Annotated in this window: 16 protein-coding genes; 7 read left to right on the forward strand and 9 right to left on the reverse strand. The window is 54.4% G+C overall.

The window, feature by feature from the left end; all coding sequences use genetic code 11:
- Window position 1: 1 nt before the first annotated feature.
- Window positions 2–673: a gamma-glutamylcyclotransferase gene (locus VIJ98_RS11225; RefSeq protein ID WP_008107689.1), complete on the reverse strand. Its 672-nt coding sequence runs from the start codon at window positions 671–673 to the stop codon at window positions 2–4.
- Window positions 674–1,215: 542 nt separating this feature from the next.
- Here VIJ98_RS11225 and chaA point away from each other — a divergent pair.
- The gene (chaA, locus tag VIJ98_RS11230; RefSeq protein ID WP_154156473.1) at window positions 1,216–2,301 is read left to right on the forward strand and encodes a sodium-potassium/proton antiporter ChaA; all 1,086 of its coding nucleotides are present in this window, start codon (window positions 1,216–1,218) and stop codon (window positions 2,299–2,301) included.
- 118 nt (window positions 2,302–2,419) lie between these two features.
- Here chaA and kdsA read toward each other — a convergent pair whose 3' ends face one another.
- From kdsA to hemA, 6 genes are read right to left on the reverse strand one after another with little or no spacing between them, the layout of a single operon-like run.
- On the reverse strand, window positions 2,420–3,274 hold the full coding sequence (gene kdsA / locus VIJ98_RS11235; protein WP_008107666.1) for a 3-deoxy-8-phosphooctulonate synthase: 855 nt from the start codon (window positions 3,272–3,274) through the stop codon (window positions 2,420–2,422).
- A 30-nt stretch (window positions 3,275–3,304) separates the two neighbouring features.
- Entirely contained in the window at window positions 3,305–4,114 is an 810-nt protein-coding gene (gene sirB1, locus VIJ98_RS11240; RefSeq protein WP_008107665.1) for an invasion regulator SirB1, read from the reverse strand.
- Window positions 4,111–4,509, reverse strand: coding sequence for a SirB2 family protein (locus VIJ98_RS11245; protein WP_008107663.1), 399 nt, complete (start codon window positions 4,507–4,509; stop codon window positions 4,111–4,113). The genes sirB1 and VIJ98_RS11245 overlap by 4 nt, the downstream gene beginning before the upstream one ends.
- 2 nt (window positions 4,510–4,511) lie before the next feature.
- The gene (gene prmC / locus VIJ98_RS11250) at window positions 4,512–5,351 is read right to left on the reverse strand and encodes a peptide chain release factor N(5)-glutamine methyltransferase (protein WP_323273975.1); all 840 of its coding nucleotides are present in this window, start codon (window positions 5,349–5,351) and stop codon (window positions 4,512–4,514) included.
- Entirely contained in the window at window positions 5,351–6,433 is a 1,083-nt protein-coding gene (gene prfA / locus VIJ98_RS11255) for a peptide chain release factor 1 (protein ID WP_008107659.1), read from the reverse strand. The genes prmC and prfA overlap by 1 nt, the downstream gene beginning before the upstream one ends.
- Before the next feature lie 41 nt (window positions 6,434–6,474).
- Window positions 6,475–7,731: a glutamyl-tRNA reductase gene (hemA, locus tag VIJ98_RS11260; RefSeq protein WP_061718543.1), complete on the reverse strand. Its 1,257-nt coding sequence runs from the start codon at window positions 7,729–7,731 to the stop codon at window positions 6,475–6,477.
- A gap of 216 nt (window positions 7,732–7,947) precedes the next feature.
- On the opposite strand from hemA, the gene lolB reads away from it, so the two are divergent.
- From lolB to VIJ98_RS11280, 4 genes are all read left to right on the forward strand, one after another.
- On the forward strand, window positions 7,948–8,571 hold the full coding sequence (gene lolB / locus VIJ98_RS11265) for a lipoprotein insertase outer membrane protein LolB (protein ID WP_101764109.1): 624 nt from the start codon (window positions 7,948–7,950) through the stop codon (window positions 8,569–8,571).
- A complete protein-coding gene (gene ispE, locus VIJ98_RS11270) occupies window positions 8,568–9,437 on the forward strand; it encodes a 4-(cytidine 5'-diphospho)-2-C-methyl-D-erythritol kinase (protein ID WP_323273977.1) in 870 nt (289 codons plus the stop codon). The genes lolB and ispE overlap by 4 nt, the downstream gene beginning before the upstream one ends.
- Before the next feature lie 124 nt (window positions 9,438–9,561).
- The gene (prs, locus tag VIJ98_RS11275) at window positions 9,562–10,509 is read left to right on the forward strand and encodes a ribose-phosphate diphosphokinase (RefSeq protein WP_006118899.1); all 948 of its coding nucleotides are present in this window, start codon (window positions 9,562–9,564) and stop codon (window positions 10,507–10,509) included.
- Window positions 10,510–10,736: 227 nt separating this feature from the next.
- A complete protein-coding gene (locus VIJ98_RS11280) occupies window positions 10,737–11,912 on the forward strand; it encodes a GGDEF domain-containing protein (RefSeq protein ID WP_258143471.1) in 1,176 nt (391 codons plus the stop codon).
- Here VIJ98_RS11280 and ychH read toward each other — a convergent pair.
- Window positions 11,909–12,184, reverse strand: coding sequence for a stress-induced protein YchH (ychH, locus tag VIJ98_RS11285; protein ID WP_061723496.1), 276 nt, complete (start codon window positions 12,182–12,184; stop codon window positions 11,909–11,911). The two genes, VIJ98_RS11280 and ychH, sit on opposite strands and share 4 nt — an antisense overlap.
- 257 nt (window positions 12,185–12,441) lie before the next feature.
- On the opposite strand from ychH, the gene pth reads away from it, so the two are divergent.
- Entirely contained in the window at window positions 12,442–13,029 is a 588-nt protein-coding gene (gene pth, locus VIJ98_RS11290; RefSeq protein WP_323273987.1) for an aminoacyl-tRNA hydrolase, read from the forward strand.
- Window positions 13,030–13,140: 111 nt separating this feature from the next.
- Window positions 13,141–14,232, forward strand: a complete 1,092-nt coding sequence (gene ychF / locus VIJ98_RS11295) for a redox-regulated ATPase YchF (RefSeq protein ID WP_008107633.1) — start codon at window positions 13,141–13,143, stop codon at window positions 14,230–14,232.
- A gap of 67 nt (window positions 14,233–14,299) precedes the next feature.
- Here the strand turns inward: ychF and VIJ98_RS11300 are convergent, their stop codons facing one another.
- Window positions 14,300–15,535, reverse strand: a complete 1,236-nt coding sequence (locus tag VIJ98_RS11300; RefSeq protein ID WP_179450519.1) for an MFS transporter — start codon at window positions 15,533–15,535, stop codon at window positions 14,300–14,302.
- Between the last annotated feature and the right edge of the window lie 17 nt (window positions 15,536–15,552).

The raw sequence follows: 15,552 nt of genomic DNA on the forward strand, positions 1-15,552 counted from the left end.
GTTAGCGCGCTGCTGAATGATTCTGCAGCGCTCTGACTTCTGCCGCCAGGCGCGTCAACGCCGCTTCCTGCATCCCACGTTTGCCCAGCTCCTGCTCCAGCGCATAGAGATACTGTGCGTTGGTGCCGAGCGGCCCACTGGCCTGGGCAATTAATGGCGCGATGGTGCTGCGACATGAGTCGGTTTCATACAGTGGATGACGCGGATCCATAATAAACACCAGCGCGGTGACGTTGCGTCCATCCTCCAGCTCCAGCTCACACCAGGTTGGCAGATAGCAGCCGGTGATCATTTCACGCTTCCACAGCAGCTCCAGCTCATCATGCAGTCGCGATTCCGGTAAACGGAACGCCAGTCCACTGGTGGATCCGCCCTCTTTCAGCGCCAGCATGCGACCAGGCGCGGTGACGGTGCCGCGACCGGCAATCAGACGCAGACAAAACGCACGGTGCCAGCCCTCTAATCGGCCTGGCGCCACTTCGGCCGCTTCAAAAATCGGGTTCCACATCAGCGAGCCGTAGCCAAAAATCCACACCGGGCTTTGGTCAGGACGACAGGCAAGCGTCGCTGACAGCGATGCCGCACGCTTTTCACAGCTCCAGAACAGCGCTTCATCAATATCGCCAAACGATGTTTTACAATCTGCTTTTAATAAAAATTCCCGCGTTAACACTGTGGTCTCCTCTACTGCGCTGACATCTTGCCGGTGTGGTTCCTTAAAACTGATGTCTACAGGCGACGCTGAACACTTCGCCTTAAGAGAAGACATTAATTCATTTTTAACAAAACATTCAAGATTGACCCCGATCACAAAAGGGAAATTCTGTGTAAATAGCATCGGCTGCCTGGCGAGGAACTTCAATATTGGAAGGAAAAGTGCGAAGCGAAGCAAAAAAACCGCATAAAGTCCGACTTTTACGGGAATATTGGATTTAAGAGAGTTAAACCCCCATAAGCCGTATCAAACAAGTCAATTAAACAGACCAATCTCATCCTTAATTTAGTGGATGACTGATGCAACATAATGAATACTGTCGTTAATTCAGCGATAACATGCTCTTTTGCCGTGTTATACATAATAAACGCTTTTGGTAAAATCGCGTAAAGTCACAGCAGCACAGTTGTTGAAAAGTTACACTGCGTTGCGTCAGAAAACTCATTATATTTATCAGGCAATGATTGCCTGCTTTGTACTTTTTCCGGAGAGGATGGTAAATGCCTGGACATGAGAAAACCCGCCATACCGAGTACTCACTGATTTTCCCCGTTGCTGCGCTGGCGGTGCTGAGCTTCTTCGGCAACCAGACAGCGCTTCTGCCGGTTATCGGCATCAATCTGCTGGCATTAGTTGCCATTCTGTTTAGCGCGTTCAGCGTGGTGCGTCACGCCGACGTTCTGGCACACCGTTTAGGCGAACCTTATGGCTCGCTGATTTTAAGTCTTTCCGTCGTCATTCTCGAAGTGAGCCTGATCTCGGCGCTGATGGCCACCGGCGATGCCGCGCCCGCGCTGATGCGCGACACGCTTTACTCGATCATCATGATTGTGACTGCCGGTTTGGTCGGCTGTGCCCTGCTGCTGGGCGGACGCAAGTTTGCCACGCAGTACGTTAATCTGGCGGGCGTTAAGCAATACATGATCGCCATTTTCCCGCTGGCGATTCTGGTGCTGGTGTTTCCCAATGCGTTACCCGGCGGCAACTTCACTACCACCCAGGCGCTGATTATCGCGGCGATTTCCGCCGCCATGTACGGCGTATTCCTGCTGATTCAAACCAAAACGCACCAAAGCCTGTTCGTTTATGAGCATGAAGATGATGGCGACGATCCGCATCACGGCAAGCCTTCTGCGCACAGTTCACTGTGGCACACCGTATGGCTGATCGTGCATCTGATTGCGGTTATCGCCGTAACCAAGATGAACGCCAATCCGCTGGAGAGCCTTCTGACAGAGCTGAATGCCCCAGCACAGTTCACCGGCTTCCTGGTGGCGCTGTTGATCCTGTCTCCAGAAGGATTGGGTGCGATTAAAGCGGTGCTGATGAATCAGGTGCAGCGCGCAATGAATCTGTTCTTCGGTTCGGTACTGGCGACCATTTCACTGACCGTGCCTGCGGTGACAATCATTGCGACCTTAACCGACCAGCAATTGGTGTTTGGCCTTGAGCCGCCGCAGATGGTGATGATGAGCGCCGTGTTGATTCTGTGCCACATTTCGTTCTCAACCGGCCGCACCAATGTGTTGAACGGTGCCGCGCATCTGGCGCTGTTTGCCGGTTATTTGTTGACGATTATGCTGTGAGTGCCAGGTCGCCATAAATGGCGACCCTACGGAAATCGTGCATGTTGTAGGGTCGCCATTTATGGCGTCCAGCCAATAAAAAAGGCGCCATCGGCGCCTTTTTCACATCTGAAAACAATCAGTTGCTGGTATCCAACTCTGGGAAACTCTTCACCAGATCGTCAATCGCTTTCATCTGCACCAGGAATGGCTCCAGCTTATCCAACGGCAGCGCCGATGGACCGTCGCACTTCGCGCTGTTTGGCTCTGGGTGTGCTTCGATGAACAAGCCAGCAATGCCAACCGCCATACCAGCGCGCGCCAGCTCAGCCACCTGCGCACGACGGCCGCCAGAGGCAGCGCCGAACGGATCGCGCGTTTGCAATGCGTGGGTAACGTCGAAGATAACCGGGCTATTTTGCGTGACGTTCTTCATCACGTTGAAGCCGAGCATATCGACAACCAGGTTGTCATAGCCGAAGTTGCTGCCGCGATCGCACAGAATAACCTGATCGTTACCGCCTTCAACGAACTTGTCATAGATGTTGCCCATTTGGCCTGGGCTCACAAACTGTGGCTTCTTCACGTTGATGACTGCGCCAGTTTTCGCCATCGCTTCCACCAGATCGGTCTGACGCGCGAGGAAGGCTGGCAGCTGAATAACATCAACCACGTCAGCCACCGGTTGCGCCTGCGATGCTTCATGCACGTCGGTGATGATTTTCACACCGAAAGCCTGCTTCAGCTCCTGGAAAATCTTCATGCCCTCTTCCAGGCCTGGACCACGATAGGATTTGATCGAAGAGCGGTTCGCTTTATCAAAAGAGGCTTTGAATACGTAGGGGATGCCGAGTTTGTCGGTGACCTTAACGTAGTGTTCGCAGATGCGCATGGCGAGATCGCGCGATTCCAGCACGTTCATGCCGCCGAAGAGAACGAATGGCAGATCGTTTGCGACCTTGATATCGCCGATTTTCACTACTTTCTGTGTCATGCCCTTTCCTTTCCTTTTATCGGGTAACGCTTAGTGCAGCGTTACCTGTTTCTGTTCAATTGCGTGAATCTGCACTTTAATCATTTCGCTGACCGGATCTTCAGGACACTGTTCAACGAAATAGGTCAAATCAGTCAGCGCGATGTGTTCACACTCTAATTGCGCGTAAATCAATCCACGGTCGCGGATCTCGTAAGGATCATCAGGATCGATCTGCAGCAGCACTTTGCTGACGTTCAGCGCCAGCTCCATCTGCTTCTCTTCCATCAGCGCGGATTTCAAGGTGTCGAGCATCTTGCGCATCACGTTGATAGTCTTAGCTTCGTCGAGATCATCGTTATACAGCTTGGCGGTTGGGCTGATGTTGCCTTTGAGCCACACTTCCAGCGTATGCGTATCCAGCGTTTCGCCGTTGAACGGGTTGATCAGCCACATTTCGCCATCTAACCAGTCGGCGCGCAGAATCAGCTGCGTCGGGAAAATCACCGGCATTAGCGGCAATTCCAGCTCATCGGCGATGTGCAGCAGAATCACACCCAGCGACACTGCGGTGCCCTGACGGCTCTTCAATACTTTGTCGATCCACAGCGCGTCAGAGAGATTGTAGACGCCGCTGGCGCCACCAAATCCCCACTGACGATAGAACAGCTCCAGCAGCTTACCCAGCTGCAAATCGGCGTCCTGCTCGCTGCTGATGAACTCACGGGCTTCATCGACCATTGCCGCCAACTGTTGTTGCACAGAAGGTGCAGAAAAATCATTGCGTATGGCGCATGTGGCGCCAATCACCGCTTCACTCAACGGTGTTTCACTGTAATCGAGTTGCTCTGGCGAGGTCATACAATCCCCAATAACGGCATTTTGGTCATCGCCAGCTTAATCACAAACAGCAAAGCTACGATTGCAATCAGGAAGGCGATCCAACGTGTCCCCATTTTACGTGGGCGACGGCTCAATGCCACGGAACCTAAGGCGATGTAGATAATAACCGCTAACAGCTTCTCCGTCAGCCAGCTTCCTTGCGGTGTGAACGGATAAAAGTGCGTAATCATCACTAGCAGCGCACCGCTTAACAGCAAAAAGGTGTCGTTGATGTGCGGCGCAATGCGCACCCAGCGGCGCTGCAGCATCGCTGAGCCGGTGGTTTGCCAGTAGAAGCGCAGCAAAAACAGACAAATCGTCAGCGCGACGGTCAGCAAGTGAAAATGTTTAATGAGGGGATACCAGCTCGCCATCGTTATTCCTTGTTAAAAAATTGTCCTAGTGTGACGCGCGGATTACCGCCGTAATCGTCAACGGTGCTCACCGCCTGATAACCGTGCTGCGTCATGATGGCGCGTACGGCTGCGCCTTGCTGCCAGCCATGTTCCAGCAGCAGCCAGCCACCCGCGTGCAGCCAGTTCGGTGCGGTGTGAATGATGAAACGTAAATCAGCCAAACCCTGATCGTCCGCCACCAGCGCGCTGAGCGGCTCAAAGCGCACGTCGCCCTGCTGCAGATGTTCATCGGCGGCATCAATATAGGGCGGATTACTGACAATCAGATCAAAACGTTGGGCGGGAAGTTCACTGAACCAGTTGCTGAGGATGAAGCGGGCATTATCGATGTGCAGACGTAGCGCGTTGTCCTGCGCCAGTTCCACCGCTGCGGCAATACGATCGCAGCCGATAACCTGGCAAGTTGGCCGTTCGCTGGCCAGCGCCAGCGCAATCGCGCCGGTGCCGGTGCCCAAATCCAGCAGTGAGGTTGCTGTGGCCGGCAGATGCGCCAGCGCCTGTTCCACCAGCACTTCGGTGTCCGGGCGCGGAATCAGTGTGGCATCGCTGACGCGCAACGGCAGCGACCAGAATTCACGCTCGCCAACCAGATGTGCAATCGGCTCACCGTTGACGCGGCGCGCCAGCAGCGCATTCAGCTGTTCCTGCTGCTGCGCGTCCAGTTCGGCATCGTCAAAGGCGATCAGCCAACTGCGCGGTTTGCCCGTCACGAAACTCAGCAATATTTCCGCATCGCGCTTCGGGCTGTCGCCGCCACAGAGCGCTACCACAGCCTGCTGTAGCCAGCGACGGATGATCATTAGTCCTGTCCAGCCAGCGCGGCCAGCTGATCGGCTTGATACTCCTGCACAATCGGCTCAATCAGGGAATCCAGTTTGCCTTCCATCACCTCGTCGAGACGATAAACCGTCAGGTTGATGCGGTGATCGGTAACGCGGCCCTGCGGGAAGTTATAGGTGCGGTTACGGTCTGAACGGTCGCCGCTGCCGAGCAGGTTACGACGCGTTGAGGCTTCTGCGGCATTACGCTTCGCCGTTTCCGCCGCGTGAATACGTGCGCCCAACACCGCCAACGCTTTGGCTTTGTTTTTGTGCTGTGAACGTTCGTCCTGACACTCCACCACAATGCCGGTTGGCAAGTGGGTGATACGAATCGCGGAATCGGTGGTGTTAACGTGCTGACCACCGGCACCGGACGAGCGGAAAGTATCAATTTTCAAATCGCCAGCGTTGATTTCCGGCATTTCCGCTTCTGGCAGTTCCGGCATCACCGCAACGGTACAAGCTGAAGTGTGAATACGGCCCTGCGATTCGGTTTCCGGCACGCGCTGGACGCGATGACCGCCCGATTCAAACTTAAAGCGGCCATACGCGCCATCGCCGATGATGCGCGCGATCACTTCTTTATAGCCGCCGTGCTCACCTTCGTTGGCGCTGATGATCTCCACCTGCCAGCGACGTGCTTCAGCATAACGGCTGTACATACGGAACAAATCGCCGGCAAAAATCGCCGCTTCATCACCGCCGGTACCGGCGCGCACTTCGACAAAGCACGGACGTTCATCGTCGGGATCTTTCGGCAACAGCAGCACTTGCAGCTGTTGTTCCAGCTCTTCACGCTTCTCGCGTGACAGCTTCAATTCTTCCTGCGCCATCTCGCGCATTTCCGGGTCTTCCAGCATCATTTCGGCAGTTTCAACATCTTCCTGCACCTGCTGCCATTCGCGGAAACAACGGGTGACGTCGCTAAGCTGGGCATATTCGCGTGATAACGCACGGAAACGATCCTGATCGGCAATCACGCCGGCATCGCCCAGCAACGCTTCCACTTCCTCGTGGCGTTCCTGGAGCGCTTCCAGCTTGGCAACAATAGAGCTCTTCATGTAATAGCGGGTATCCCAGTGATAGGTCGTGACTGACCAGATTACTCTAAACCGAGGCTGTCACGTAAGATCTGCAGGCGTTCGCTGTCGCCGTCGCGCGCGGCCTGCTGCAGTGATTTGGTTGGTGCATGAATTAAACGGTTGGTCAGCTTGTGCGCCAACTCTTGCAATACTTTTTCGGCGTCAGCGCCCTGCTGCAGCGCGGCCAGCGCGCGTTCCTGTAACTCGGCGCGCACCTGATCGGCCTGCGAGCGATATTCACGGATGGTCTCAACCGCGCTTTGCGCGCGCAGCCAGGCCATAAATTCGCCGCTCTCCTGCACCACAATGCTTTCGGCCTGCACGGCGGCGGCTTTACGCTGCGCCATGTTCTGCTCGATGATCGCTTGCAGATCATCAACGCTATAAAGATAGGCGTTCGCCAGCTTGCCCACTTCCGGCTCGACATCGCGCGGTACGGCGATATCCACCAGCAGCATCGGCTGATTGCGACGCGCTTTCAGCGCGCGCTCCACCATCCCTTTACCGATAATCGGCAGCGGGCTGGCGGTAGACGAGATAATGATGTCGGCATCGGCCAGACGGGTTTCGATATCGCCGAGGCCAATCACTTCTGCCCCCACTTCATCGGCCAGCAGCTGTGCGCGTTCGCGTGTGCGGTTGGCGATCATCAGCTTCTTGACGGAGTGTTCGCGCAGATGACGCGCCACTAACTCAATGGTTTCACCGGCGCCGACCAGCAGCACGTTAACGGTGCTGAGCGATTCAAAGATTTGACGCGCCAGGGAACAGGCGGCGAAGGCGACCGAAACGGCGCTGGCACCAATCTCGGTTTCGGTGCGTACACGCTTGGCCACCGAGAAGGTTTTCTGGAACATGCGCTCCAGTTCACTGCTCAGCGCATGATCGCGTGACGAATCAACAAAGGCTTTTTTAACCTGACCTAAAATCTGTGGTTCACCCAACACCAATGAATCCAACCCACTTGCTACACGCATCAGATGGCTGACCGCCGCGTTATCCTGATGCCAGTAGAGGCTGTTGCGCACATCCTCTTCACGCAGATCGTGATAGTCACACAGCCAACGCACCAGCTTCTCCTGCAGGTCGGCTTGCTGCTCTACACTGAGGTAGAGTTCCGTACGGTTGCAGGTCGAGAGGACCACGCCGCTCTGCACCATCGGCTGGGACAACAGGCTATTCAGCGCCAGTTCCAGCGTGTCTGGTGTAAACGCAACGCGTTCGCGTAGCGCAACAGGTGCAGTTTTGTGGTTGATTCCGAGTGCAAGCAGCGTCATGTGATTCGGGTTGGGATATCCCAATAGTTGTCAGGGTTTTGTGCAGCGCATTCTACAAGATGCCACAGGTCAAGAAAAGCCATACAAAGCCTATGACTGTAATAAGATTAAACTGATCGTGCGCAATTATTGCCATAACAGCATTGACGGCTTACATGCGGATGGTTAGCGTTACCGGTTACGAAGTAAAAACGTGTCTGAGGAGATGACCACGTGATGCATTTGCCCCCGCGCAAGTTACTGCGCCTTTTACCCCTTGCCAGCGTGTTACTGGCTGCATGTACCATTAACAAACCACAAGGTCCGGGCCCAAGCACCACGTCACCGCAATGGCAGCAGCATCAACAAGCCGTGGCGAAAATCAGCCAGTATCAGACGCGCGGCGCGTTCGCGTACCTGTCGGATAAGCAAAAAGTCTATGCGCGCTTTAACTGGCAGCAAACCGCTGCCGATCGCTATCGTCTGCTGTTAACCAATCCGCTCGGCAGCACCGAATTGCAACTGGATGCGCAAGGTTCAGTGGTGCAGATCGTTGATAACAAAGGCAAGCGCTACGTCAGTAACGATGCCGAGAAGATGATTTCACAGCTTACCGGCATGGATATCCCGCTCGCCAATCTGCGACAGTGGATGATGGGCTTGCCGGGCGATGCCAGCGATTATCAGCTGAATAACAATTACCAGCTGCAAAGCCTAAATTACAGCCGTAACGGCCAGCAGTGGAAAGTGAACATTTCTGATTACGACAGCAAAGTGAATCCACCGCTGCCGGCGAATCTGGAGCTGTCTGAAGGCGGCCAGCGCATCAAATTACGCATGGATAGCTGGACCACCCAATGATCACCACGTGGCCCGCGCCAGCAAAACTGAATCTGTTTTTGTATATCACTGGCCGTCGTCCTGACGGCTACCACAACCTGCAAACGCTGTTTCAATTTCTCGATTACGGTGACACGCTGGAAATCACGCCAGACAGCAGCGGCAAGATTACGCTGCTGACACCGCTGGATGGCGTGCCGGATGAAGAGAACCTGATTGTGCGCGCCGCGCAGGCGTTAAAAACCTTCGCCGCCGCGCGTGGCACTTTGCCTGCGCAAGCCGGTGCTACTATCGCGCTGGAGAAGGTTTTGCCGATGGGCGGCGGTCTCGGCGGCGGCTCATCGGATGCGGCGACGGTATTAGTGGCGCTAAATCATCTGTGGCAAACCGGGTTAAGCGTTGCTGAAATGGCAGCGATTGGCATCAAGCTGGGCGCGGATGTGCCCGTGTTTATTGGTGGCCACGCGGCCTTTGCTGAAGGTGTGGGCGAGTTGTTGCAGCCGGCAGAACCGGCAGAAAAATGGTATCTGGTGGCGCATCCGGGCGTGAGTATCGCAACGCCGGATCTGTTCCGCGATCCCGATCTGACGCGCGATTCACCAATCCGCACATTAGATGAACTGTTACAGCGTCCTTTTCACAATGATTGTGAGTCTGTGGCAAGAAAACGTTTTCGTAAGGTTGATGAGCTGCTTTCCTGGCTGCTAGAATACGCGCCGTCGCGCCTGACTGGGACCGGAGCTTGTGTGTTTGCTGAATTTGACACCGAATCCGACGCACGTCAGGTGCTGGAGCTTGCCCCGAAATGGATTTGCGGATTTGTGGCGCGCGGGCTTAACCTCTCGCCGTTGCAGCGCACACTTTCTGGGCTAAAAGCGTCTACGTGACAGTGTCACACGTTCCAGACACTGCATGTTGCGCATTAACACACCCGTATGAACATGCTCTTTGGTATTCGCCGGTTACTCTAGAGCCGTTCATTCTCTGGACGCCAAGCCTGAGGTTCTTCTCGTGCCTGATATGAAGCTATTTGCTGGTAACGCCACCCCGGAACTAGCACAACGTATTGCCAACCGCCTTTACACTAGCCTCGGAGACGCCGCTGTTGGCCGTTTCAGTGATGGTGAAGTAAGTGTACAGATCAACGAAAATGTACGCGGTGGTGATATTTTCATCATCCAGTCCACCTGTGCCCCCACCAACGATAATCTGATGGAGCTGGTTGTGATGGTCGACGCCTTGCGTCGGGCTTCTGCTGGTCGTATTACTGCTGTTATTCCTTACTTTGGCTATGCGCGTCAGGATCGCCGTGTGCGTTCTGCTCGTGTACCGATCACCGCCAAAGTGGTTGCCGATTTCCTCTCCAGCGTGGGCGTTGACCGTGTTCTCACCGTTGACCTGCATGCTGAACAGATTCAGGGCTTCTTTGATGTCCCGGTGGATAACGTCTTCGGCAGCCCAATCCTGCTGGAAGATATGCTGCAAATTGGCCTGGAAAATCCAATTGTGGTTTCCCCAGACATCGGTGGCGTAGTGCGTGCCCGCGCCATCGCTAAACTGCTTAACGATACCGATATGGCTATCATCGACAAACGCCGCCCGCGCGCGAACGTTTCTCAGGTGATGCACATTATTGGTGACGTTGCGGGTCGTGACTGTGTACTGGTCGACGATATGATCGACACCGGCGGTACGCTGTGCAAAGCGGCTGAAGCGTTGAAAGAGCGCGGCGCGAAACGTGTCTTCGCCTACGCCACTCACCCAATCTTCTCTGGCAACGCGGTGGAAAACCTGCGTAAGTCGGTGATTGACCAGGTGATTGTCTGCGATACCATTCCGCTGTCTGAAGAGATGAAATCTCTGCCAAACGTGCGTACTTTGACGCTGTCTGGCATGTTGGCCGAAGCGATTCGTCGTATCAGCAACGAAGAATCAATCTCCGCGATGTTTGAGCATTAATTCATCGCGTGAAACCGGGCCTTGTGCCCGGTTTTTCTTTGTTCACTGTCCTAAACCTGACTCACCGATTAAGCCACTTTCGCCGCTGATATTTGCGCGATAAATTTCGTTAAATCTTGCTATTCTCGCTGCCATCCACTCTTTTCCCGCAACTCGCATTGCCGCCCTTTAGCGCTCCAATAATTAATGGTATTTTCTTCCCCACTTTTTCAAGAGCTCCGACCACTATGACTCTCGACATCTACACACTGTTTGTTTGCGAGCTCTATGTGCTGGGGTTTTTGAGTATCATTTTGGTTTTTGCCTGGGTTGGCGCGCAGTACGATCGCGTATTGGGCTGCACCACGCTGGCGTTGGTTTTAACGTTGACCGCGGTGTTCCTCAGCAGCTTACGCAGCGCGGGATTCCAGTTTTTACCGGTAGCGGTCGGCAACATCATGCTGCTGCTGGCTTACGGCAATCTGCTCAATGCCTTCCGCATCTTCTGCGGTAAAACCATTGGACTCAGCTGGTTAGGCGGCGGTTTATTGTGGGCGATTCTGTGCCTGTTCCCCGAGTTTTATCACAGCCAGCCGAAGCGCGTGCTGGTGGTTTGCCTGCTGTGCATCATCTATACCGGCGCGCTGATCCGCTTGCTGTGGCGCGTGCATGCCTCGTTAACCGTTACCTTCTGGCCGGCGCAAATCCTGCTGTGGATCCATCTGCTGTTTCACGTGGCGCGCATCTTTCTGGATGATGCGGTGGCAACGCCGGTTCGTGGTGCGATCGGCGGCTCCAGCTTCTCGGTTTATGTGATTCTCGAATCGATTCTGTTTGTCATTGGCCTGAGCTTCACCATTCTGGCGATGGTGAATGAGCGCACGCAAATCGCCCACAAACTGGCATCAATGCTTGATCCGCTCACCAGCGTGTGGAATCGTCGCGCACTGTTCGAGCAGGCAGATAAAATGGTGCTGCGCAGCGCGCGACAATCACAGCAATTTGTTTATAGCGCGGTGCTGTTCGATCTGGACCATTTTAAAAGTATCAACGACCGTTTTGGCCATCAGCAAGGCGATCAGGTATTAATCGATTTTTGTCAGGTGGTGCAGGCATTGTTGCCGGAGAGTGGACATTTTGCCCGCCTGGGCGGTGAGGAGTTTGCAGCGATTATTCCCGGCGATGCCGAGCAAGCGCAGCGCGTGTGTGAGCGTATTCGTTTAGCGACACAGCTGTCGCAACCCAACGACGTGCGCTATACCGTCAGTATCGGTTTTGCCACCGCACTGCAGCCCGGCGAACCTTTCCCGCCATTGCTGGCGCTGGCCGATGAAGCTTTGTATCGCGCAAAAGCCAGCGGCCGTAACCGCATCGAATGTTATCTCGCGCAGTTACAGCCGCTTCAGCAAACCGTACTCACTTAATGTGATGAGTGATTGCGACGGCAGCGCTTATCACCGTAATGACGCAACCAGTAATAGCGATCTTCCACGCGCTCACGTCCGCTGACGCGTGCGCCAACCAGCCACAGCAAAGCGCCAACGAAGATGCTAAACATTGCACCGTGCGCGAGAAATTGCGGCAGGTTGAGTGAAGGAAGCTGATTGATAATGGAATAGCCGACACCTAATACCATCGTCAGTAAACCTAAACACATCAAACCGTTACCTACAAAGCGGCAATTTTGACGTTTCATGATCCACCTCCATCCTTATAAAAGCAAAACAGCACGTATGGTTAACTAGCCATAAGCTTAGGCAATAGTTGCCGCTTAAGTTGCGTACAGGATCACATATCCTTCACAACCTTTGACAAATCTTTACCGCCAGAGCCTTGATTTCGATAGAAAATGATTAGTCACGCAGAGACATTATCTGCTGCTTGCGGCCTTTGTCATCCGTGCCGTCAGGCAGTAAACTATCGCCCTTTCCGCAGCAAGACAGGATAAACATCGTGAGCAGCATTAAACTGATTGTGGGGCTGGCCAATCCCGGCGCTGAATACGCCGCAACGCGCCATAACGCTGGCGCGTGGTATGTCGATTTACTGGCGAGCCGCAACAATCAGTCGTTAAAAGACGAGCCAAAATTCTATGGCTATACCGCGCGCCTGTTGCTGGCGGGAGAAGATGTGCGCCTGCTGGTGCCCACCACGTTTATGAATCTCAGCGGCAAAGCGGTGGCGGCGATGGCGACCTTCTATCGCATTGCGCCAGAAGAGATTTTGGTGGCGCACGATGAGCTGGATTTACCGCCCGGCGTAGCAAAATTTAAGCAAGGCGGCGGCCACGGAGGCCACAACGGCCTGAAAGACATCATCAGCAAACTGGGCAACAACAATAATTTTCACCGTTTACGTGTCGGCATTGGCCATCCTGGCGACCGCAATAAAGTCACTGGTTTCGTGCTGGGCAAGCCGCCAGCCAGCGAACAAGAGCTGATTGACGATGCCGTAGACGAAGCGGTGCGCTGCACCGAGTTGTGGCTGAAAGAAGACAAGATCAAGGCGATGAACCGCCTGCACGCGTTCAAGGCGGGCTAAGGCCAATTCCCGCGCCGCAGAAGGCAATTCTGTGTATAATGCGCGAAATTTTTTGAATCTGTCGGCGCTGGTTAACAGCGCTGCGCACTCAGTGAGAAAGGTAATCAGACCATGGGATTTAAATGCGGTATTGTGGGCCTGCCGAACGTCGGTAAATCCACCCTGTTCAACGCGCTGACTAAAGCGGGTATCGAAGCAGCCAACTTTCCGTTCTGCACCATCGAGCCAAACACCGGTGTAGTGCCAATGCCCGATCTGCGCCTCGATCAGCTGAGCGAGATTGTTAAGCCACAGCGTGTAGTGCCAACTACCATGGAATTCGTCGATATCGCCGGTCTGGTGAAAGGCGCGTCCAAAGGTGAAGGCCTGGGCAACCAGTTCCTGACCAACATCCGTGAAACCGAAGCCATCGGCCACGTAGTGCGCTGCTTCGAAAACGACAACATCATCCACGTAGCGGGTAAAGTTAACCCAGCGGAAGATATTGACGTGATCAACACCGAGCTGGCGCTGTCGGATCTCGACACCTGCGAACGCGCGATTCAGCGTTGCCAGAAGAAAGCCAAAGGCGGCGACAAAGATGCTAAAGCCGAACTGGCTGCGCTGGAGAAGTGCCTGCCGCATCTGTCAGAAGCGGGCATGCTGCGCGCACTGAATCTGGATGCTGACGAGAAAGCGGCAATCCGCTACCTCAGCTTCCTGACGCTGAAGCCAACCATGTACATCGCTAACGTCAACGAAGACGGTTTCGAAAACAATCCGTACCTCGATCAGGTGCGTGCGATTGCCGAAGCTGAAGGTTCAGTAGTGGTGCCAGTGTGTGCTGCGGTTGAATCTGATATCGCTGAGCTGGAAGATGATGAGCGCGACGAGTTCATGGCTGAGCTAGGTCTGGAAGAGCCGGGCCTGAACCGCGTGATCCGCGCCGGTTATGCGCTGCTGAACCTGCAAACCTACTTCACCGCTGGCGTGAAAGAAGTGCGTGCATGGACCATTCCTGTTGGTGCCACTGCGCCACAGGCGGCGGGTAAAATCCACACCGACTTCGAGAAAGGCTTCATCCGTGCTCAGACCATCGCGTTTGAAGATTTCGTTGCGTTCAAAGGTGAACAAGGCGCGAAAGAAGCCGGCAAGATGCGCTCAGAAGGAAAAGAGTACATCGTTAAAGATGGCGACGTGATGAACTTCCTGTTCAACGTCTAAGCTATTGATTCCAATAAAAAGCCCAGTTTCTTAACTGGGCTTTTTTATAACCAAAATCTCACATCTTTCAGGCCGCTTTATCCGTCATCGCCACCCGCGCATCCAGCTCTTCTGGCGTTTTCAGGAATGGCGTCAGCACGCCGCTCAACACATAAAGTCCGGCATAAATCCCCAGCACCCCGCCCGCACCCAGTGATGAATAGAACAGCGCAGTGATGGCAGGTGCGATAAATGCACCCAGACCTGCCCCCAGATTCAGCACCGACATCGCTGCGCCTTTACTGTCCGGGGCCAGTAACGGGAACAGCGCTGATAGCGGCACATAACCCGCCATGGTAATGCCGCACAGGCACAGCACGAACGCCATCACATAGAAGTTGTGGCCCAGCACCTGCGGCACTGCCCAAACCAGAATCAGCACCGCGGCATAACCAAAGCCGCCGACCCACATAATGGTGGTACGCCAGCCAAACTTATCGCCGAAGAAGCCAAAGAACAGGTTGGCGAAAATCGCCACCAGGAATACCGCCGACCACATATGCAGCCATTCGGTTTTGCTGTAGCCGAAACTGATCAGATACAGCGGCAGAAAAGTGGCCAACCCATATTGTGCGATGCCGTTTACCGATTTCACCACCAATCCCATGGCGATCACCGGACGCTGCAAAATGGTGATGCCTTTGATTAATTCAGCCGCACTGAAGGGATGAATTTCAGATGCCGGCACCACGTCGCGGTTCACCCAAATGCCTAACACTGAGCCCACCACCACAAACACCATGCCGATCCACAGCACATGAATTTCGCCCATTACCGGCAGTGCCAGCGAGGAGAAGAACGGACCGATAACGCTTAAACCCAGCGAGAAGGTGAACCAGAACCAACCCACTGCGGTAGAACGGCGCTCCACCGGCGTGCTGTAGTTAATCCAGATGAGAAACGAGTAGGCAAACAGCGGATAACCGATGCCGCGAATGGCATAAAACGGCAGCATCCAGGCCATGTGCATGGTCTTGAGGCCAATGCCGATAAACCCGATGCTGCCGATGACGAAGGTGATCAGCCCATACACCATCACTTTGCGCGGTCCGAGGGTTTGCACCAGCACGCCAGTTACCCAGGCCGCCAGCGTCACCGTGACACCGTACGCGGTGATCAGATAAGAGGCCTGCGCGACGGAGAGTCCTTTATCCACCAGCCAGATGGCAATCCACGCTTGTTCTACACCATCACCGATCATAAATATCGCGAGGCCGATATAGCCCCAAAGCAAGTTTTTAGGCAAACCTATTTTATCGAACATAGTTTCCCCCAGTGTCA

The organism is Pantoea sp. S18 (genome assembly GCF_045689705.1).
In the GTDB taxonomy this organism is placed as follows: domain Bacteria; phylum Pseudomonadota; class Gammaproteobacteria; order Enterobacterales; family Enterobacteriaceae; genus Pantoea; species Pantoea symbiotica.